This is a genomic window from Phreatobacter oligotrophus, from assembly GCF_003046185.1.
GTDB lineage: Bacteria > Pseudomonadota > Alphaproteobacteria > Rhizobiales > Phreatobacteraceae > Phreatobacter > Phreatobacter oligotrophus.
This window is the reverse complement of the sequence record NZ_PZZL01000024.1, coordinates 1-19,476: the sequence shown is the minus strand read 5'-3', so window position 1 is coordinate 19,476 and position 19,476 is coordinate 1. Positions and strand designations below refer to the sequence as shown.

17 protein-coding genes are annotated in these 19,476 nt (G+C 67.9%); 9 read left to right on the top strand and 8 right to left on the bottom strand.

Translation table 11 applies throughout. The features are described from left to right. The 3 genes from C8P69_RS22205 to C8P69_RS22195 form a co-directional block, all read left to right on the top strand. Positions 1-1,380, top strand: a 1,380-nt coding sequence (locus C8P69_RS22205) for an efflux RND transporter permease subunit (protein WP_146167421.1), incomplete at its 5' end; no start/stop codon positions are given. A gap of 177 nt (positions 1,381-1,557) precedes the next feature. Next, a complete protein-coding gene (mutM, locus tag C8P69_RS22200) occupies positions 1,558-2,442 on the top strand; it encodes a bifunctional DNA-formamidopyrimidine glycosylase/DNA-(apurinic or apyrimidinic site) lyase (protein ID WP_108179628.1) in 885 nt (294 codons plus the stop codon). Between the two features lie 12 nt (positions 2,443-2,454). Continuing rightward, complete coding sequence (locus C8P69_RS22195; RefSeq protein ID WP_108179627.1) at positions 2,455-3,072, top strand: glutathione S-transferase family protein; 618 nt, start codon at positions 2,455-2,457, stop codon at positions 3,070-3,072. A gap of 40 nt (positions 3,073-3,112) precedes the next feature. Here C8P69_RS22195 and C8P69_RS22190 read toward each other — a convergent pair whose 3' ends face one another. Beyond that, positions 3,113-4,144 carry an NAD-dependent epimerase/dehydratase family protein gene (locus C8P69_RS22190; protein WP_108179626.1) on the bottom strand — a complete coding sequence of 344 codons (1,032 nt, stop codon included), beginning with the start codon at positions 4,142-4,144 and terminating at the stop codon, positions 3,113-3,115. 71 nt (positions 4,145-4,215) lie between these two features. Here C8P69_RS22190 and C8P69_RS22185 point away from each other — a divergent pair, with 71 nt between their 5' ends. From C8P69_RS22185 to yihA, 5 genes are all read left to right on the top strand, one after another. After that, on the top strand, positions 4,216-4,839 hold the full coding sequence (locus tag C8P69_RS22185; RefSeq protein WP_108179625.1) for a TetR/AcrR family transcriptional regulator: 624 nt from the start codon (positions 4,216-4,218) through the stop codon (positions 4,837-4,839). A gap of 143 nt (positions 4,840-4,982) precedes the next feature. Next, the gene (rpmH, locus tag C8P69_RS22180; RefSeq protein ID WP_108179624.1) at positions 4,983-5,117 is read left to right on the top strand and encodes a 50S ribosomal protein L34; all 135 of its coding nucleotides are present in this window, start codon (positions 4,983-4,985) and stop codon (positions 5,115-5,117) included. A 48-nt stretch (positions 5,118-5,165) separates the two neighbouring features. Further along, entirely contained in the window at positions 5,166-5,543 is a 378-nt protein-coding gene (gene rnpA, locus C8P69_RS22175; protein WP_108179623.1) for a ribonuclease P protein component, read from the top strand. A gap of 14 nt (positions 5,544-5,557) precedes the next feature. Then, positions 5,558-7,420 (top strand): membrane protein insertase YidC, encoded by a 1,863-nt coding sequence (gene yidC / locus C8P69_RS22170; protein WP_108179622.1) that lies wholly within the window; start codon positions 5,558-5,560, stop codon positions 7,418-7,420. Positions 7,421-7,424: 4 nt separating this feature from the next. Continuing rightward, on the top strand, positions 7,425-8,075 hold the full coding sequence (gene yihA, locus C8P69_RS22165; protein ID WP_108179621.1) for a ribosome biogenesis GTP-binding protein YihA/YsxC: 651 nt from the start codon (positions 7,425-7,427) through the stop codon (positions 8,073-8,075). A 219-nt stretch (positions 8,076-8,294) separates the two neighbouring features. Here the strand turns inward: yihA and polA are convergent, their stop codons facing one another. Then, a complete protein-coding gene (gene polA / locus C8P69_RS22160) occupies positions 8,295-11,324 on the bottom strand; it encodes a DNA polymerase I (RefSeq protein ID WP_108179620.1) in 3,030 nt (1,009 codons plus the stop codon). A gap of 157 nt (positions 11,325-11,481) precedes the next feature. On the opposite strand from polA, the gene C8P69_RS22155 reads away from it, so the two are divergent. After that, the gene (locus C8P69_RS22155) at positions 11,482-12,327 is read left to right on the top strand and encodes a hypothetical protein (protein WP_108179619.1); all 846 of its coding nucleotides are present in this window, start codon (positions 11,482-11,484) and stop codon (positions 12,325-12,327) included. Between the two features lie 3 nt (positions 12,328-12,330). Here C8P69_RS22155 and C8P69_RS22150 read toward each other — a convergent pair whose 3' ends face one another. The 6 genes from C8P69_RS22150 to C8P69_RS22125 all read right to left on the bottom strand — a co-directional run. Then, positions 12,331-12,978, bottom strand: a complete 648-nt coding sequence (locus C8P69_RS22150) for an NrsF family protein (protein ID WP_170118357.1) — start codon at positions 12,976-12,978, stop codon at positions 12,331-12,333. A gap of 22 nt (positions 12,979-13,000) precedes the next feature. Next, positions 13,001-13,549, bottom strand: coding sequence for a sigma-70 family RNA polymerase sigma factor (locus C8P69_RS22145; protein WP_108179617.1), 549 nt, complete (start codon positions 13,547-13,549; stop codon positions 13,001-13,003). Positions 13,550-13,706: 157 nt separating this feature from the next. Further along, the gene (locus C8P69_RS22140; RefSeq protein ID WP_108179616.1) at positions 13,707-16,061 is read right to left on the bottom strand and encodes a methyl-accepting chemotaxis protein; all 2,355 of its coding nucleotides are present in this window, start codon (positions 16,059-16,061) and stop codon (positions 13,707-13,709) included. Positions 16,062-16,327: 266 nt separating this feature from the next. Beyond that, entirely contained in the window at positions 16,328-16,753 is a 426-nt protein-coding gene (locus C8P69_RS22135; RefSeq protein ID WP_108179615.1) for a cupin domain-containing protein, read from the bottom strand. A gap of 231 nt (positions 16,754-16,984) precedes the next feature. Further along, positions 16,985-18,802, bottom strand: a complete 1,818-nt coding sequence (locus tag C8P69_RS22130) for a TniQ family protein (protein ID WP_170118356.1) — start codon at positions 18,800-18,802, stop codon at positions 16,985-16,987. Then, positions 18,802-19,476, bottom strand: a 675-nt coding sequence (locus C8P69_RS22125; RefSeq protein WP_146167420.1) for a hypothetical protein, incomplete at its 5' end; no start/stop codon positions are given. The genes C8P69_RS22125 and C8P69_RS22130, both read right to left, overlap by 1 nt.

Genomic DNA, 19,476 nt, shown 5'->3' with positions numbered 1-19,476 from the left:
ATCCGTCAGGTTCTCGACGCCATGCCCGGCATCTCCTACGCCTTCGCCCAGCCGATCGACATGCGCGTGCAGGAGATGATCATCGGCGCCCGCGGCGACGTGGTGCTGAAGGTCTTCGGCGACGACATCGACGAGCTGAACCGCATCGCCGCGGAGGCGGCCGCCCGCATCCGCGCCTTGCCGGGTGCGGCGGACGTCTTCGCCATGCGCAACGGGGGCATGAAGTACCTCACCGTCAGCATCGACCGGCTGAAGGCCGGCCGGCTCGGCCTCAACGCGACGGAAGTGCAGGAGTCGATCCGCGTCTGGGTCGACGGCCGCCGCCTCGGCATCGTGTTGGAGGGGACGGTCCGCACGCCGCTGGTCTTGCGCGGCGAGCAGGCCCTGCGGGAATCGGCGGCCGATCTCGAGCGCGTCCAACTCGTCACGCCGACGGGCGGCACGGTCGAACTCGGCCAGGTCGCGGAGATCCGGCTCGAGGATGGCCCCATCCAGGTCACCCGCGAGCAGGGCCAGCGCTTTGCCACCGTGCTCGCCAATGTCCGCGGCCGCGACCTCGTCTCCTTCGTCGCCGATGCCGAGGCGGCGGTTGCCTCCTCGGTCCGCATCCCGGCGGCCTACACGCTCGACTGGGGCGGCCAGTTCGAGAACCAGCAGCGCGCCTCGGCCCGCCTCGCCATCGTCGTGCCGATCGCGCTCGGCGTGATCTTCCTGCTGCTCTACATGACCTTCGGCTCGCTCCGTCAGGCGCTGCTGGTCTTCTGCATCGTGCCCTTCGCCAGTATCGGCGGTATCGTGGCGCTCTGGGCCTCCGGCGAGTTCCTGTCGGTGCCCGCCTCGGTCGGCTTCATCGCGCTGATCGGAATCGCGGTGCTGAACGGCGTCGTCCTCGTCTCCTACATCAACGAGGTCGTGGCGCGCGGCACGCTCAGCTACCGGGAATCCGTGCTGGAAGGCGCCCGCCGGCGCCTGCGCCCGGTGGCGCTGACCGCCACCATCGCGGCGCTTGGACTGGTGCCGTTCCTGTTCGCGACCGGGCCGGGCGCCGAGATCCAGCAGCCGCTGGCCATCGTGGTGATCGGTGGCCTCTTTACCGCGACGCTCTTGACGCTCGTCCTGCTGCCGATCCTCTACGAGCGGTTCGGCTGCGCGCCGGCGGAGAAGGCCGCGCATGACGCGCGGCTTGCGGCCCCGGACAGCGGCACCGATGTCGCCGCGGCGCCTTCGGCCAAGGGTGCTGCCGAGAGTGCGGGCGAAGCACCGGCGGTGATGCCGCCCCTGCCCGCGCCGCTGTCTCCCGAGGCTGAACCGCTGCGGGCCGACGCGCCTCGCCAGCCGGATGAACCGCCGGAGCTGGCGACGCCTGACAAGACGGCGTGACGGTGCGCACCATGGCGATAGGACGCGCGAGGGCAGGTGAGAGGTGGCAGCAATGCCGCCGATCCGCCGAAAAACGGCTGCCCTCGCGACCCCCGGCATTGTAGAGAGGGTCCGGTCCGGCGACCGCGCGCCACGCTGGCGCCGCGGTCGCCTCATTCGCGCCGAAAGCCTCTCGTCATGCCCGAATTGCCCGAGGTCGAGACTGTCCGCCGCGGCCTCCAGCCCGTCATGGAGGGGGCGAGGATCCTCACCGCCGAGGTGCGGCGGGCGGACCTGCGCTTTCCCTTCCCCGAGCGCTTCGCCGAGCGCCTCGCAGGGCGGACCGTGACCTCGCTGGGTCGGCGGTCGAAATATCTTCTCGCCGATCTCGACGGGGACGACGTCGTGATCATGCACCTTGGCATGTCCGGCTCGTTCCGCATCGCCCAGGCGCCGACCGGCGGCGAGGTCGTCGGCGATTTCCACCACGAGCGCTCCCGCGATGCCGCGCATGACCATGTGGTGCTGTCGCTCTCATCCGGCGCGACGGTCACCTACAACGACCCCCGCCGCTTCGGCTTCATGCTGATGACGCCGCGGGCGAGCCTTGCCGACCATCCGCTGATGGCGAAGCTCGGCGTCGAGCCGACCGGCAACGACCTCTCGGCGGAGCATCTGGCCGCCGCCTTCCGCGGCAAGGCCGCCCCGCTCAAGGCCGCGCTCCTCGACCAGTCCATCGTCGCCGGCCTCGGCAATATCTATGTCTGCGAGGCGCTGCACCGGGCCGGGCTGTCACCGCAGCGCGCGGCGGGAACCCTGGTCACCAAGGGCGGTGATCCGACGGTGCGGCTCGAACGGCTGGTGCCGGTCATCCGCGAGGTCATCGCCGAGGCGATCGCGGCCGGCGGCTCGTCGCTTCGCGATCATGCCCAGCCCTCCGGCGAGCTCGGCTATTTCCAGCACAGCTTCCATGTCTACGATCGGGAAGGCGAGGCTTGCAGACGGTGCGGGGATGCGCACACAGTGCGCCGCATCGTGCAATCTGGCCGCTCAACGTTCTATTGCGCAGCGTGCCAGCGCTGAGGAAAGACAAGAATGCTGAAGGTCTGGGGCAGGAACAATTCGTCCAACGTGCAGAAGGTGATGTGGGGCATCGCCGAAATGGGCATTCCGCACGAGCGCATCGATGCGGGCCGGCAGTTCGGTGTGGTCAACGAGCCCGCCTATCGCGCCAAGAACCCCAACGGCCTGGTGCCGACCATCGAGGACGACGGCGTCGTCCTGTGGGAGTCGAACGCCATCCTGCGCCATCTCGCCCGCAAGCACGGCAAGCTCATGCCGGCGGCTCTCGCCGACCAGGCCCGCGTCGACATGTGGATGGACTGGCAGCAGACCGTCCTCGGCCAGGGCGTCGGCCCGGTCTTTCTCGGCCTTGTGCGCACGCCGCCCGAGCAGCGCGACATGGCCGCCATCGACAAGGCCAAGCAGGCGGCGATTGCCGCCGTGGGCACGCTCGACGCCGAACTCGAGAAGCACATGTTCGTGGTCGGCAACACCTTCACGGTGGCCGATATCCCGATCGGCATCATGATCTATCGCTACAAGACGCTGATCCCCGAGGCGCCGGCGCGGGCCAATGTCGACCGCTGGTACGCGGCCATGCAGGCCCGCCCGGCCTTCCGCCAGCACGTCACCGATATCCCGCTGACCTGAGTCAGCGGGCCATCAGCGTCCGACAATCAACGTCCGATAGTCACCGCCCGACATGGCCCCAGCGGGTCATGTCGGCGACGGTGTCGACGATCGACCCTCGGATGTCGCGGAAGGACAGGCCAAGGTCCCGCTGGATCTTCGCCGTGTCATAGCGCGGCGCGCGGCCGATATGGCTGCGCAGGTACGACCCGACCCCCTGCGGCTGCGTGTAGGACAGAAGCCGCACCAGAAGGCTGCCGACCGGATTGTCGAGGCCGAGGCTGGGAAGGCGTCCGCCGGGAACGTTGAGGCCTCGCAGCAGCCCGACCACCTCGCGCATGGTGATGGTGTCGCCGGCGCAGAGATAACGGCCCGCGGCGGCCGGGGTCTCCGCCGCGCGCAGATGGGCAAGCGCCACGTCGCGGACATCCACCATGCCCCAGGTCAGGTCGATGATGCCGGGATAGGTGCCCTTGAGCAGGTCGGCGAGGATGGCGTTCGAGGTGTTGAGCTGCGGCGTCAGGCTCGGCCCGATGACGATGAACGGGTTGATGGCGACGAGGTCGAAGCCCGGCTTCTCCGTCTCGACGAAGGCCCAGGCGGCGCGTTCGGCCTCGGCCTTGGAGAAGTAATAGGGGTTGCGGGTGAGGGACGAACGCGTGTTCCAGTTCGCCTCCGTCAGCAGCACCGCGCTCTCGGGCTCGTCGGTCACCGCCGCCATGGACGAGGTGAGGACGACGCGGCTGACCGAGGGCGTCCGCGCACAGGCCCCGAGCACGCTGAGCGTGCCCTGGACCGCCGGATCCACCAGGTCGCGCTGCGGATCGGCCACCGTCATCACATAGGGGCTGGCCATGTGCAGGACCGTGTCGCAGCCGGCCACCGCCGCGTCGAAGGACTGGGGCTTGAGAAGGTCCGCCTCGACCAGCCTCAGCCGCTCGGCGGCCCCGGGCAGGCCGGTGAGGAAGGCATGGGCCTCGGGCCGCGCCAGCGAGCGGACGGTGCCGCGCACCGCGTATCCCGCCTCCAGCAGCAGGGCGATGGTATGCGACGCGATGAAGCCGGTGGCCCCGGTGACGGCGACGGTCCGCATGGACGTTCTCACAAAAATACTGTTCAGTATCTGAATACTATGCGGTATCTCAAAACGCAAGGAGACCGTGTGTGATCCGCGTGCCGCGCGCCGAGCAGAAGATCCGGACCCGCTCCCGTCTCATCGAGGCGGCGGGACGGCTGTTCCTCGCCCATGGGGTCGAGGGCGTCTCGCTGGACGCGGTGGCGGAAGCCGCCGGTTTCTCCAAGGGGGCGGTCTACGCCAACTTCACCGGCAAGGAGGATCTGCTCCTCGCCGTCTGGCGCGAGCATTTCGCCGCCAAGCGGACGCGCCTTGCCGATGCGGTCGCGGGCGCCGATGACGCAGCCGCGGTGCTGGGCGCGATCCATGCGGCGATGACGGCCTTCTTCGCCGCCGGTCCCTGGGCGCTGCTCCAGGCCGAGGTCCGCCGCCGATCCGCCGACTGGCCCCGCCTTGCGGCCGAGCTTGCCGCGCTGGAGGCGGAGGAACTCACCGAGATGAAGGCGCTGGTCTCGGGGTTCCTGCAGCGCTTTGCGGCCGGGCCCGCCCCCGATCCCGCCGAGATGACCGAAACCCTCGCCGCGCTCTTCGACGGCCTGGTGCTGCGCAGCGCCGTCGCGCCGGTCGCTCCCGGGCAGCTCGCCGACCGCTTCATGAGCGTGGTGATCGCCCTTGCCGGGCTGGACCAGCGGGGGGCGGGCGCGTCGCGTTGACTTTTGCCGGCCCACCTGCCTATAACCCGCCCCGACTTGGGAGCGGCCCGCGCCCGAGCGCGTGATCCTTTACCGGTTCACCGCCCGCGATCCGCCTCGATCCCCATTCGACCGATTGACACCGATCCGCGCGGAGACGTCCCGTGAAACGCACCTATCAGCCCTCCAAGCTCGTCCGTAAGCGCCGTCACGGGTTCCGCGCCCGCATGGCGACCAAGGGCGGCCAGAAGGTCCTCGCCGCCCGCCGCGCCCGCGGCCGCAAGCGCCTGTCCGCGTGAGCCGCCACGGCCGGTCACGCGGCTGATCCGATCGACGGGAGGGCGCGAATGACGCATTCGACGACGCCCATCCGCCTCGTTCGCCGGGCCGACTTCATCGCCTGCTCGAAGGGCCGCCGTGTCTCCACGGCGGCTTTCGTGTTGCAGGAGCGCCAGCGTGGCGATGCCCATCCGCCGCGTTTCGGTTTCACCGTGACGAAGAAGACCGGTGGCTCCGTGGAGCGCAACCGCATGCGCCGCCGCCTGCGCGAGGTGGTGCGTCTCGCCGCCGCAGAGGCGGCCCGTCCCGGTTCTGATTACGTGCTCGTCCTGAACCGCGCCGCGCTCGACCGCCCCTTCGAGGTGCTCAAGACCGACTTCGCCGAGGCACTTGCCCGCGCCGCAGCCCCCCGCCCCGCCAAGCCGGCGGGCCGCCCCCCTTCCTGACATCCGACGGACCGATGGCCGACAACCGCAATTACATCCTCGCGATCGTTCTCTCGATCCTCGTCCTGGTCGGCTGGCAGTATTTCGTCGGCATGCCCCAGATGGAGCGCCAGCGCGAAGCGCAGCGCCAGCAGCAGCTCCAGCAGCAGGCGGCCGGCCAGGCTCCCGGCACCGCGACCCCGGCTCCCGGCGCGCCGCCCGCTCCCGGCCAGCCTGCGGCCGCTCCCGGCGCGGCGGCTCCGGCCGCGCCCGGCGCTCCGGCCCCCGGCCAGACGATGACCCGCGAGGCCGCGATCGCCGCCACGCCGCGCGTTGCCATTGCGACGCCACGCCTCACCGGCTCGATCAACCTCGTCGGCGGCCGCGTCGATGACCTGGTGCTGGCGACCTATCGCGAGACGATCCAGCGCAACAGCCCGAATGTCGTGCTCTTCGCGCCGGCGGGCTCGCCCATCGACGCCGTCCACCACAAGCATCCGTTCTACGCCGAGTTCGGCCATGTCGCCGGCGCCGGCCAGACACTCGCCGTGCCGAACGCCCAGACGGTCTGGACGCAGCAGGGCACGGGCACGCTGACGCCTGCGACGCCGGTGGTGCTGACCTGGGACAACGGCCAGGGCCAGACCTTCCGCCGCACCTTCGAGATCGATGCCGAGTACCTCATCACCGTGAAGGATGCCGTCGTGAACAGCGGCGCCGCCCCGGTGACGCTGCATCATTTCGGCCTGATCTCCCGCCACGGCCTGCCGCAGACCTCGGGCTACTACATCCTCCACGAGGGCCTGATCGGCGTGTTCGGCGACAAGGGCCTGCAGGAGGTCGGTTACTCCGCCATCGAGACGGCCAAGACCCAGAGCTTCCGCGCCCGCGGCGCCTGGCTCGGCATCACCGACAAGTACTGGGCCGCCGCGCTCATCCCGGACCAGGGGATCGAGACCGACGCGAGCTTCAAGTTCTTCCAGTCGGGCACGGCCAAGTCCTTCCAGACGGACTTCCTAGCCCCCGCGGTCACGGTCGCGCCCGGCGCCACCACCGAGACCACCACGCGCCTCTTCGCCGGTGCCAAGGAGGTCCGCCTCGTCGACGGCTATGCCGACCGGCTGAAGATCGACCGTTTCGACCGCCTGATCGACTGGGGCTGGTTCTATTTCATCACCAAGCCGCTCTTCGTGGTGATGGACTGGATCTTCATCCAGACCGGCAATTTCGGCATCGCCATCCTGCTGGTGACGCTGCTCATCAAGGGCCTGTTCTTCCCGCTCGCCAACAAGAGCTACGCCTCCATCACCATGATGAAGAAGGTGCAGCCCGAGATGATGGAAATCCGCGATCGCTACGCGGAGGACAAGATGAAGCAGCAGCAGGAGCTGATGGCGCTCTACAAGCGGGAGAAGATCAACCCGCTGGCCGGCTGCTGGCCGATCATGATCCAGATCCCGGTGTTCTTCGCGCTCTACAAGGTGCTGTTCATCACCATCGAGATGCGGCACGCGCCGTTCTTCGGCTGGATCCAGGACCTCTCAGCGCCCGATCCGACCTCGATCTTCAACCTCTTCGGTCTGCTGCCCTTCTCGGTCCCGGCCTTCCTGCTCATCGGCGTCTGGCCGATCATCATGGGCATCACCATGTGGATCCAGATGCAGATGAACCCGGCGCCGACGGACCCGATCCAGGCCGCGTTCTTCAAGTGGATGCCGATCCTTTTCACCTTCATGCTGGCGTCGTTCCCGGCCGGCCTCGTCATCTACTGGGCCTGGAACAACCTCCTGTCGGTGCTCCAGCAGGGCCTGATCATGCGCAAGTACGGCGTGAAGATCGAACTGTGGGACAACATGCGCTCAATGTTCGGAGGCGGGCCGGCCAAGCCCGCCGCCTGACGGCATGGCTGATGACGCGATCGAGGTCGGGCGCAAGCTCTTCGCCCGGCCCTGGACCTTCTGGCGTGGCACGCCCGACATGAAGCACCTGCCCCCGATGACGGGGGTGGAGATCGCCTTTGCCGGGCGGTCCAATGTCGGCAAGTCCAGCCTGATCAATGCGCTGGTCGGCCAAAACCAGCTCGCCCGCACCTCGAACACGCCGGGGCGGACGCAGGAGCTGAACTTCTTCCACGTGCCTTCCGAGGCGGGACCGGGCACCGGCCTCGTCGTCGTGGACATGCCGGGCTACGGCTTCGCCGCGGCGCCTGAGGCCAAGGTGAAGGCCTGGACCAAGGTCATTCACGACTACCTCAGGGGACGTCAGAACCTTGCCCGCGTCTATGTGCTCATCGACGCCCGTCACGGCATCAAGCCGGTGGATGTCGAGGTGCTGGACGAGCTCGGCAAGGCGGCGGTGTCCTACCAGATCGTGCTGACCAAGGCCGACCAGATCAGCCCTGCGGCGCTGGAGACGCTGATCGCGACGACGCTGGAATCGCTGAAGAAGCGTGCGGCCGCCTTCCCCGAGATCATCGCCACCTCCAGCCGCAAGGGCGAGGGCATTCCGGAGCTGCGCGCAGCCATCGCGAGGGTGGCGGCCGAGCGCGCCTGAGGGCGTTCCAATGGCCCGCGGGCAGCCATGCCGCCCGCAGGGTGAGCGAGCGCCTCGCTTCCGGACCTCCCGAAGGATCCTCCACCGCGTCATGCCCGGGCTTGTCCCGGGCATCCACGAATTCTCATGGGGCGGTGGTCCAGTCGTGGATGCCCGCCACAAGGGCGGGCATGACGGATGAGGGAGAGGTCGTCGGACAGACCGCCTCTCGTCCGGCCCTCAGTGCGCCTCTTCCCAATTGGCTGCGGCGCGGGCATCCACCGCCAGCGGCACCTTCAGCTGCAGCGCCGGGTGCGTGGCGTCCTCCATCACCCGCTTGATGACCGGGAGCGCGCGGTCCACCTCGCCGTCCGGCACCTCGAAGACCAGTTCGTCATGGACCTGGAGCAGCATGGAGGCCTTGAGACCCGCCGCCTCAAGCGCCGCATCCATCCGCACCATGGCGCGGCGGATGATGTCGGCGGCCGAGCCCTGGATCGGCGCATTGATCGCCTGCCGCTCGACGAAGGCGCGCTCCGAGGGATTGCCGGAGCGGATGGCGGGGAAGTGGCAGCGCCGGCCGAAGATGGTCTCGACATAGCCCTTCTCGCGCACGAAGGCCTTGGTCGCGTCCATGTAGTCGCGGATGCCGGGGAAGCGCTCGAAATAGCGCTTGATATAGGCGCCGGCCTCCTCGCGCGGGATCGACAGCTGGTTGGCGAGGCCGAAAGCCGAGATGCCGTAGATGATGCCGAAATTGATGGCCTTGGCGCGGCGGCGGACCAGCGGGTCCATGCCCTGCACCGGCACGCCGAACATTTCCGAGGCCGTCATGGCGTGGATGTCGATGCCGTCGGCGAAGGCCTGCCGCAGCTGCGGGATCTCGGCGATATGGGCGAGGATGCGCAGCTCGATCTGCGAATAGTCCGCTGACACCAGCTTGTGGCCGGGCGCGGCGATGAAGGCCGTGCGGATCTTGCGGCCCTCCTCGGTGCGGACCGGGATGTTCTGGATGTTCGGCTCGGAGGAGGACAGCCGCCCCGTCGTCGTCGCGGCCAGCGCGAAGGAGGTGTGGACCCGCCCGGTCTGCCCATTGATGTAGGTCGGCAGCGCGTCGGTATAGGTCGACTTGAGCTTGGTCACCGTGCGCCAGTCGATGATCTTGCGCGGCAGGGCATGGCCCTCCTCGGCAAGCTCCTCGAGCACGCCGGCGGCGGTGGACCAGGCGCCGGTCTTGGTCTTCGATCCGCCCGGCAGGCCCATCTTGCCGAAGAGGATGTCGCCGAGCTGCTTCGGCGAGCCGGGGTTCAGCGGCTCGCCCGCCAGCTCCTGGATCTCCGCCTCGACCCGCGCCGCGACCTGGGCGAAATCGCCGGACAGGCGTGAGAGCACCTGCCGGTCGACGAGGATACCGCGCCGCTCCATGCGGGCGAGCACCTCCACCAGCGGCCGCTCCAGCGTCTCGTAGACGGTGGTCCGGCGCTCGGCGGCAAGGCGCGGTTTCAGCACCCGCCACAGCCTGAGCGTCACGTCGGCATCCTCGGCGGCGTAAGCCGTGGCCTGGTCGAGCGGCACGCGGTCGAAGGTGATCCGCGCCTTGCCCGTGCCGGTCACGGCGTCGAAGGAGATCGGCTCGTGGCCGAGATGCTTCACCGAGAGCGCGTCCATGCCGTTCGAGCCGAGGCCGGCATCGAGGGCATAGGACATCAGCATCGTGTCGTCATAGGGCGCCACATGGATGCCGTAGCGGGCGAGGACCAGCAGGTCATACTTGAGGTTCTGGCCGACCTTCAGGACGCCCGGATCCTCGGCGAGGGCCTGCAGCCTCTCCAGCGCCTCGCGCATCGGGATCTGGCCGTCGACCGCGCCGGAATCGAACAGCCCGGCCTCGCCGGTGCGGTGGGCGAGCGGCACGTAGCAGGCGGCATCCGGGCCATAGGCGAGGGAGAAGCCCACGAGGTCGGCGGCCATGGCGTCCAGCGCATTGGTCTCGGTGTCGAGCGCCACCACGCCGGTTTCGCGGGCGCCGGCGATGAAGGCGTCGAGGTCGGCGAGCGTGGTGATGCACTGGTAGCGCGAGCGGTCGATACGGGCGCCGCGCAGGCTCGCGGCGGTCCTGGCCGCAAGGCTTTGGGGCGAAGGCTGGCCGGGTTCGGCGAGGGCAGGGGAGGGCGCTGCGCCCTCGGCAGCGGGGGCCACGGGCGAGGCAGACGCGACGGCCGCCTTTGGGCCGGTGGCCAGCGCCGGATCAGGCTCGATCGCCGCGGCGTCGACGCCGTAGAGGTCGGCGACCTTGCGGGTGATGGTGGTGAACTCCATCGCCTTCAGGAAGGAGACAAGCGTCTTGCCATCCGGTGGGGCGAGGCCGGTCTCGTCGAGCGGGACCACCACCGGCACATCGCGGACGAGCTCCACAAGCTTGCGGGAGATCCGCACCTTCTCGATCACAGCGGGGTCGGTCAGTGTCTCGCGGCGCTTCGGCTGCTTGATCTCGTGAGCGCGGGCGAGAAGCGTGTCGAGGTCGCCATATTCGGTGAGCAGCTGGGCCGCCGTCTTGCGGCCGATGCCCGGCGCGCCCGGCACGTTGTCGGAGGTGTCGCCCTCCAGTGACTGGATGTCGACGATCTTCTCCGGCGGCAGGCCTTCCCAGTATTCGGTGACGTCGCCGACCTTGTCGGGCGGCACGTTCCAGCGCTCGAAACGGTCGCCATGGGTGAGCAGGCGCTCGGGGCGATAGCCGGGCTTGCCCTTGATGCCGCTCTCGGGGTCGTAGAAGGCGACGCAGGGGCGGACGAGCTGCATCAGGTCCTTGTCGGCGGAGATGATGAGCACGTCGGCGCCGCGCGCGCAGGCCTGTTCGGCATAGGTAGCGATGAGGTCGTCGGCCTCGTAGGTGTCCTGCTCGATGGCATGCAGGCCGAAGGCGCGGATGCAGTGCCGCATCAGCGGGAACTGCGGCACGAGGTCCTCCGGCGGCGGCGGACGGTGCGCCTTGTACTCGGGGTAGAGCTCCTTGCGGAACGAGTTCTCGCTCTTGTCGAGGATCATCGCGAGGTGGGTCGGCTTCACCCCCAGCGCGCCCTCCTCGACGAATTGCAGCACCTTGGTCGCGAACAGGCGCACGGCGCCCGTCGGCAGCCCGTCGGACCGGCTGTTGTATTTCCGGTCCTGGTTCATCGACTGGAAATAGGCGCGGAAGACGAAGGAGGACGCGTCGACGAGGAAGACGCGGTCGCCCTTGCCGACTGGGCGATGATGCTCGGTGTGCATGAAGGGGGCCTTGTTGATCGGCCGCCATTATGGACGGCGGCGCGGCTCCCGTCATGCCCTGGCGGACATGTCTGAAACGGCTGCTGACTCGCTGCGGGACAGAGCGGCAACCGCGTGGGTGTTGAAGGAGCCATCACTCCCCGAGGAGATGCATGGCATGAACCCGCCCCTTCCGAACCGTCCGCTCAAGGTCATGCTGCCGAAGCCGCCGAGCCGCATCGGCGCCTTCTTCGTCTTCCTCGGGGCGATGGTGCTCGCCGGCGGCATTGCCTGGCTGTCCGTGCCGGGGCTGGTGCGCGACGCCGCCATCCTCGGCGATGCCGAGCCGGCGACGCAGGCCCGATTCGTCTCGGGGCGCTGCAAGAGCAAGCTCGTCCTGCATTTCTGCGACATCACCTACAATCGCCGGGGACCGCAGGGCACGGTCCGCGAGGAAAGCCATGTTGGCTTCTTCGAGCTGCATGTCGGCTCGCGCTCCGTGAGCCTCCTGCAGAAGCGCGGCGATCCGAGCCTCGTCACCAGCGATATCGCGCTGGACCACTACTGGAACCGCGTCGTCACCGCCGGCCTCTTCATCCTGCTGTTCGGCGGCGGTGGGCTCGTCTCGCTCGGCCAGGCTTTGCGCCCGCGGCGGGATCCCAACGCCCTGTTCCGCGCCCTGTCCGGGCGGCTCATGGTCCCGGTGCTGGTCGACATGCGCGGCAGCGAGGCGACGGACAAGGCGAGCTGGTCCTGGCACTATGCCCCGCGCAGCGCCGGTCCGGCTTTGGGGCAGGGCTTCACCCTCACCCTCCCGGCCGGTGCCTATCCCTTCATGCTTGACGGCGAGGGCCGCACGGCGCTGGCGGTCACCGACGCCGCGGGCCAGGCGGTCCTCCTGCTCGACGAGGCGCTGTCGGTGATCGACCTCACCGATGGCGAGCGTGGCGCCCTGTTCGGCTGGCGGCAAGCCATGTGGGCGCCGCGGGCAGCCGAGCCGGCGCTGGCTACTGCCGGCGCTTAAGGCTCACCAGGCCAGGAGCCGGCGTCCCAGCAGGGCGCCGAGCCCGGTGAGGATGGTGATGGCGATGCCGTACCAGACCACGACGAAGAGCGGCGAATCATCGGTGCAGTGCAGGCCATAGGCGGTGGCGGCGATGGCGCCGGCGGCAAGGCCGGCGAGCGCTCCCGCCCGCACCGCGTGGCGTGGCGCGGCCTCCCGCATGGCGGCCAGGATCGCCGCCAGCGGAATGAGGCCGAGCAGCGGGATGGCGATGAGGCAGACGCCGGAGAAGCGGCCGATCATTCGCGTGGAGAGGTTGGCTGGGGCCTGGGTCGCGACCTCATGGCCGAGCGCCACCAGCAGGACCAGGACCGGCACGACGAGCACCCCGCGCGGCAACTCGGCCTCGGGGCGCGAGGCCGCCCGCACCAGCGCCATGGCGCCGACGGCGAGGGTTGCGACAGCCAGGATCTTCAGCGGGAAGAGCATGCCCGTGCTGGCCGCGGCGATGTCGTTGCGGATGCCGAGCGTCGGGACCATCAGCGCCAAGGCTGCCACGGCGGCGACGGCGAAGGCACTCGCAAGGCGACGGTGGATGTCGGGTCCGGTGGCCGCCGCGTCCCGCGCCAGGATGGCGACGAGGTCATCGGTCTTCATGGGGCCATTCGTCATGACGCTGCTCCTCATGGCCGCCTCACACCGTGCCGCGCAGCATCTTGGCAAGGCCTGCAAGGCCCCGGTGCAACGCGACGCGCACCGCGCCCTCGCTCATGGAGAGGGCGGAGGCCGTGTCCTTGGTGTCCTTGCCATCGACGAACATGGCGTGGATCACCGCCTTCTGGCCTGCCGGCAGGCCTTCGGCAAGCTTCACCACGTCGCGGGTGGCGATGCCGGGCTCGTCGGTTGGAGCGGCGATGACCTCGGACAGGTCGTCGATGTCGACATGGCCGGTGCCGCCGCGGCGGCGCAGGTGGTCGATGAGCTTGTGCCTGGTGATGGCGCGCAGCCACGGCACCAGCGGCTCCGTCGGGATCCAGCTGGTGCGCTTGGTGTGGACGGCGATCAACACCTCCTGCACGATGTCCTCCGCCTCTGCGGTGCCACGGCCGGCGCGTGCGAGGCCAGAGCGAGCGATGGTCCGCAGGAACGGGGTCAGCTCGCGGAGGAGGCGCCCATAGGCTGCCTCGTCACCCGCCAGTGCCGCCCGCATCCAGGCGCTCCACTCGTCGTTCCGGTCTCTCAAACGTGGCCTTCACTCATGGGTACGGCGGGACGGCCCCATTCGTTACACGCCGCAGCGCAACAGGAAAGCGTCGATGGTGCCGCTTGCGGCGGCCGCCGGTCTTCGTGCTGTTCCTGTCGGCTGGGCACGCCGGTCGAGGGATGATCCTCGCCGCCGGCTAGGCCGCGATGCCGAAGGGCTCGAGCGAAATCGGCCTGTCGAAGCGCAAGCCGACATCATTCTGGCCGACCCGGACGACCTTTGCCGAAATGAGCCGGCCGGCGGGCCATTCCAGCGTCACGCTGGCGCCGACCGTGCAGAAGGCCGCGCCCTGGATCTTCGCGCCGGACTCCGAGATGTCGAGAATCACCGTCGCGGCGCGCTGGCCCCCGGCGCTGACCACGACGGCCTCGCGGACCTTGTGGCGCAGGTGCTGGCGACGGTCGCCGAGATCGGACGCGACCGCGCTCAGGAAGCCGTCCACGGCGCGGGCCAGTTCCTCGGTCACGACGCCGAGCTCGTCCGACACGGTGTGCACCTCGCCGGCCTGGCGCGTCGTCTCGCCGATGGTGCCGCTGACGGTCTCGGCGCTGGCGGTGGCCTCCCGCGCCCCGGCCGCGGCCGAGCCGATGGCCTCGACGATGGACTGGGTGGAGGCGTCCTGCTCCGTCATCGCCGCCGACACGATGCCCGACGCCGACCGGATCTCGCCGATGCGGACGGTGATGCCTTCGATGGCGCTCACCGCCTGGCGGGTCGCGGTCTGCACCTGGGCGATCTCGCCGGCGATCTCCTCGGTCGCCCGGGCGGTCTGCTGCGCCAGTTGCTTCACCTCGCTGGCCACGACCGAGAAGCCACGGCCCGCCTCACCGGCCCGCGCCGATTCGATCGTGGCGTTGAGGGCGAGCAGGTTGGTCTGTTCGGCGATGGCGCGGATGGTGGCGACGACCGCGCCGATGCGATCCGTCAGCGCCGCCAGCTGGCTGATCTCGACCTGGGTCCGTTCCGCGACCTTGTTGGTGTCGTCGACCACGCTGGCGGTGCGCATCGTCTGCTCGGCGATCTCCTGGATCGAGGCCTTCAGCTCATCGGCCGCCTGGGCGACGGTTCCGACATCATCCGCTGCCGCGCTGGAGGCGGTGCGCGCCGCCTCGGCCTCGCGCGTCGCGTGGGAAGCGACATCGCTGAGGACGGCGGCCGAATTCCGCATGGCGGTGGTCTTGGAGCCCAGGCTGGCGAGATAGGTGGAGACCTGGGCCCTGAAGTCGGCAATGAGGCCTTCAAGCTGGGTCTGTCGCAGCCGCTCGCGCTCGGTCTCGGAGCGGGCCGCCTGTTCGAGGCGCAACCGGTCGAGCGCATTGGTGCGGAAGACGCCAAGAGCCGCCGCGAGCCGGCCGATCTCGTCGGCACCCGCCAGATGGTTGGCGGCGACGGACAGATCGCCTCCCGCCACGCGTTCCATGAGATCCGCGGTCTGGGCGACCCGGACCGACACCCTCATGATGAAGAAGTAGATCATGAAGGCGACCATGCCGAGGGCGAGGACCGTCACGGCGACGATGGTCGCCAGGGCCTGCCGGGATGCCGCGGTCATGTCGGCGGCGAGCGACACATTGGTGGCCACCGCCGCATCGATCATGGCGGTGGCATCGTCCAGCGCGCTGGTCGAGGCGTCGAAATAGGCCTTGAAGTCCATCGGGTACTGGCCGCTCGATCCCGCCGCATACATCGCCTGCCGGATGCGGTCATAGCTGCCGAAATAGTTGGCGCGCATCCGGTCGGCCGCACTCTTCAGCCGTGCGGCGATGAAGGGCCGCTGCAGGACGAACTGCGACAGTTCCCAGCTCTGCAGCACGCGGCCATGGGCAGAGGCCATCTCAAGGATCGCGGCCTGGGTGAGCGGGCCGCGCGTCAGCGCCGCGATGGCGAAATAGGTGCGCTCGCGCCCGCCATATTCACGCATCACCCAGGCCCGCTGCATCAGCAGGTCATGGGCGACGATCTCCGGCGTCAGGGAGCGGCTGTCGACCCGCAGGCGATCGGCATTGGAGAACATCTCCGCGATGGCCTGCTTGAGCGAATCGACCAGCTCGGCCGCATTGGCGGTGCGCGCAGTGCGGGGCAAGGTGAGGTCGCGATCGGCCTTGTCCCGGATCGCCGCGATCTGCCGGCGCAGCGCCGTCATCCGATCGATGAATTCCTGGCGGCTGGGGGCAAAGTCGTTGCTCGCAATGTGCTGCTCGAGCCGGTTGAAGAGGTCATCCGCCTTGCCCTGCTGGGTCCGGCGCAGGTTGGCGAAGTCTGCCGGGAACGGCGCGTCGAGGGCGAGCCCGACCTGGGTGAGCGAGCGCTCGAACGACAGCTCGACCAGGCCGCGCGTCAGGTATCCGAGAGCCTCGACAGAACGGGCGGCGCGTTCGCTGGCCTTGAGCCTCGCATATTCCTGCCAGACGCCGGTCGCCGCAAAGCCGACAACGGCAATACCCAGGACACCACACAACGCCAGACTGATCTGTTTGATCGACCGCAACATCTATATTCCCCAACGGAAGAGTGGGGCCATAAGCAAACAGTCGAGTTAATGGTCGGTTGGCGCATAATATACGGCGCTGAACTGCGACGTTATGTCCGGTATATCCAGCGCGCAGAAGGTTTGTCTGTTCGCCTGTTGCAACCAGACTCTGGCGCGGGCTGCGACAGAACCGGCCGCACGGCCCTGCAGACCCATCGCACGATGGTGCTGCCGCAAAGACGTCTGTTTGACGTTACGGAAGTCTCCACCGCGCCGGCAACGGGTCGTCACGCGACCAGGTCGCCGAGGACGCGGCGGTCCTCGTCATCGAGGTCCACCCGCCGGCCGCTGCGGATGAGCTCGGAGAAGCCTTCGTTCGGGGTCATCACCGTCAGCGTGTAGAGCTTACCCGCCCCGGTATTCTCGACGATGTGCTCGGCGCCGGGGCTGACGAGGATCGCATCGCCCTTCTTCACCGGCGTCGCCTTGCCGTCGCAGCGCGCGATGCCCTCGCCTTCCAGGACGTAGAAAAACTCATGCGCCGCCGCATGGGTGTTCGGCGGGGTAGCGCCGCCGACGCGGAAGATCTCGATGAGGAAGATGGCTTCGCTGCCTCCCCGCTGGGGGTCGAACAGCACCGCGAAGTAGTTCGTGTCCGTCGGGCTGATCTGGAACACGTCCGCGAGGCGGGCATTGGCGAGCATGGAGCTCATCGGTGCGGGTCTCCTCGTGCCGGGACGATCTGGCCCGCGATCTCGCCGCATGCCGTCCGCTGCTGCAAGCGCATGTTGGGGACCACAATTTATTTCCTTGACCCCCATTGAATTTGTTCACTTTTTCTCACGGGCTAGGCAATGTTCTTTCCTTTGATAGCAAAAGATTAGCCTCAGAATGCATCCTTGCAACGCCAGAAAAAAAGGCCGGGGAGGGCCCCGGCCTTTGACTCAGAATGAAGTACCTTCACTTGGTACGTCCGATCGTCGGTATATTTCTGCATTGAGTTGCGCCGGATCGAATGCGCGATGGACATTGCGATTGACGAGCCATTTGCGGAGCTCGGATCTTGTAAGGTTGAGGCTTTCGGCCAGTTCCCAAGCCAGCACATAGGTGCGCTCGAACTGCTCAATAGCTTCATAGGGGATGACCTTGATCATACCCTTGTGGATGGGGTGGCGAGCCTCTTGTGTCGGCAGGTAGCCGGCACCGATCAGGTCCCTAAGCACCGCGTAATCCATCTTCCAGTAGGCGAGCAACTCATTCGCCGGCAGACCGGGCAGAGGCTCGCCCCGCGTGAGGGCCTTGGCTTCTTGAACGCTGAACTCGAGCCCGTCGAGCCGTCGATTGCCTGGACGGCAGGTGACCCCGTTCATCTCGCCTGCAATGACGGCTTTGAGGACCACAGCAATAGAGGCGTTGGCCCTTTTGCCGATCCGATCCAGCCCCACAAATCCGTCTGGGGTAGCGGGCGTGGGTGTAGCCGCGTCCAGCAACCTGGTGAGGAGCGCCTCCAGATCGATCCTGCCGAACCTGTATTTTCTTGAGCTGCGGGACGCGTAGTGGGGCTGGATCAAGCGAGCCTTTAAGAGGGTATTGAAGTGGCTCCGGGAGCAGCCCAGCAGCTCCTCGACGGCCTTCTGTCCCACCACCTCAGCGAGGTTGGCGGCCCAAGCCTCGACCATCGCCGCAGGCATCGGCATGTCGCCGTTCTGGGCGTCGGACTTCAGGAAGCCGTTTTCCCGGAGATAGCGGCGCAGGGTTGTGGGGTGCATCCCTGTGACCGCTGTCAGTGTGGCAACGCTGTGGACCCTACAGGTGTCGACCGGTCTTCCGAGGAGCAGTGCTCCCCGGTCCATCGGAATGGTGTCCAAGACAAACGCTCGGACGCGGTCGAGAACAGGCTGATAGGCCTCCTGGGAAACTGCATTTGTCAGGAAGCTGAACAGGTGTTTCCCCAGCCTGTGCTGGGGCCCCTGTTTTGACATTCGCGGGCCGGCACCCGCCTCGATGTCGGCGAGGCTCTGTTCGAGGCCGCCGCGAGCGACCAGCGCCTGGAAACCCGTGTCGCAGGCTTTGATGATCTCGTCGTCGGTGACTGGCTCATGGGCGTTGGTACCGTGGAGGAGCGTCTGCCCGAAGAATGGCATGACCCGCATGGCGACGTGCATGGGCAGGTCATTCACTTCACCGCCACTCTCCGGGGGACCATGCATGGCCCGCTCCATGAGGTAGAGTTCGAATTTGCCAGGCGAACGTTCGGGGGGCGGGTGACACGCCGTCTCTGAGCTCAGGAAATCCTCCATGAGCAAGGACCACTCGTTGAACATGGCATCCTTGCCGGTCCCGATATCGACGAGCCCGACCTCGTGAATCGGGCACGTGTACACCGACGCAAGGCACCACGAGGTCCGGATCGAGACATCCCAAACGGCTCCGTGAGCGAGCTGTTCCTTCATGCACATGACGCACCCGCGCAAGCGGGTACGACGAAGCGAGTCGCGGACCAGGTCCTGGCCGTTCAGGGTATACAGACGTCCCTCCGTATGCCGGACCGTTGCGGCGAGAAGAGGAGCCGGGTCGGCCCCTCCGTAATCGGCGATCCGATGGACGGCATCTGTGGAACCCTTGATGACCTCCTGGCGCGGGATACCGATGTCCGTGCAGAAGAAGCGCAGGGGCAGGTTGATGCGACGCGCGAGCCGACAGGCATAGGCTTGTGCAGGCTCGTCGGCTTCGACGGGCAAGGGGGTGAGACGGTACGTCATCAAAAGCCCCCCCGGCCAACGGCAAGGCGGTCCAGGGGCGTGGCCGTGCTGACCGCTCCGGCGATCGGAAGTCGCGCCCATTCGGGCGTGATGAACGGGTTGTCTTGAGGCTCGCAGTCCGTGTCGGCCGCGTAGGCTGACGCGAAATTGTTGATCGTAAGGGTGTTGGCATTGGTGATCAACGCGTCTTCGACGGCAGCGATAATAAGCTTGCAGACCTCGCCGAACGTGTAGGCACAGGCGTGCATAACGCGAAGGGCAAGGTCGGCCGTGACCTCACACTCAAGAGAGGCATCGGTTGCATACTTGCCGATGAGCCCCTCGGTGTCGTCCGCGTCTCCATCGACGAGCCGACGACCCTCGACGAAGATGGTGCGCCGGCTAAGCTGACGATCCTGAAGCACAACTTCCTTGATGCGCGACGTGCCGGAGAGCACCAGCCCAAACGGGTAGCTACCCTGGGTGACGCGCTTCCAGAAGTCGCGGTTGCCTGCGAGCTTCATCTCTGACGCTGAGTTCAGCGCGTGCTGAGCCTCGTCGATGAGCACGATGTGCACGCCGCTATGGGGCAGAACCGATTCGATCCGGGAGACCAGACTATGATCTCGAAAGTTCTCGCGGGTCACGCTGTGTCCGAGCTGCGATAGCATCGCCGCCCCCATCGCCCCGACAGT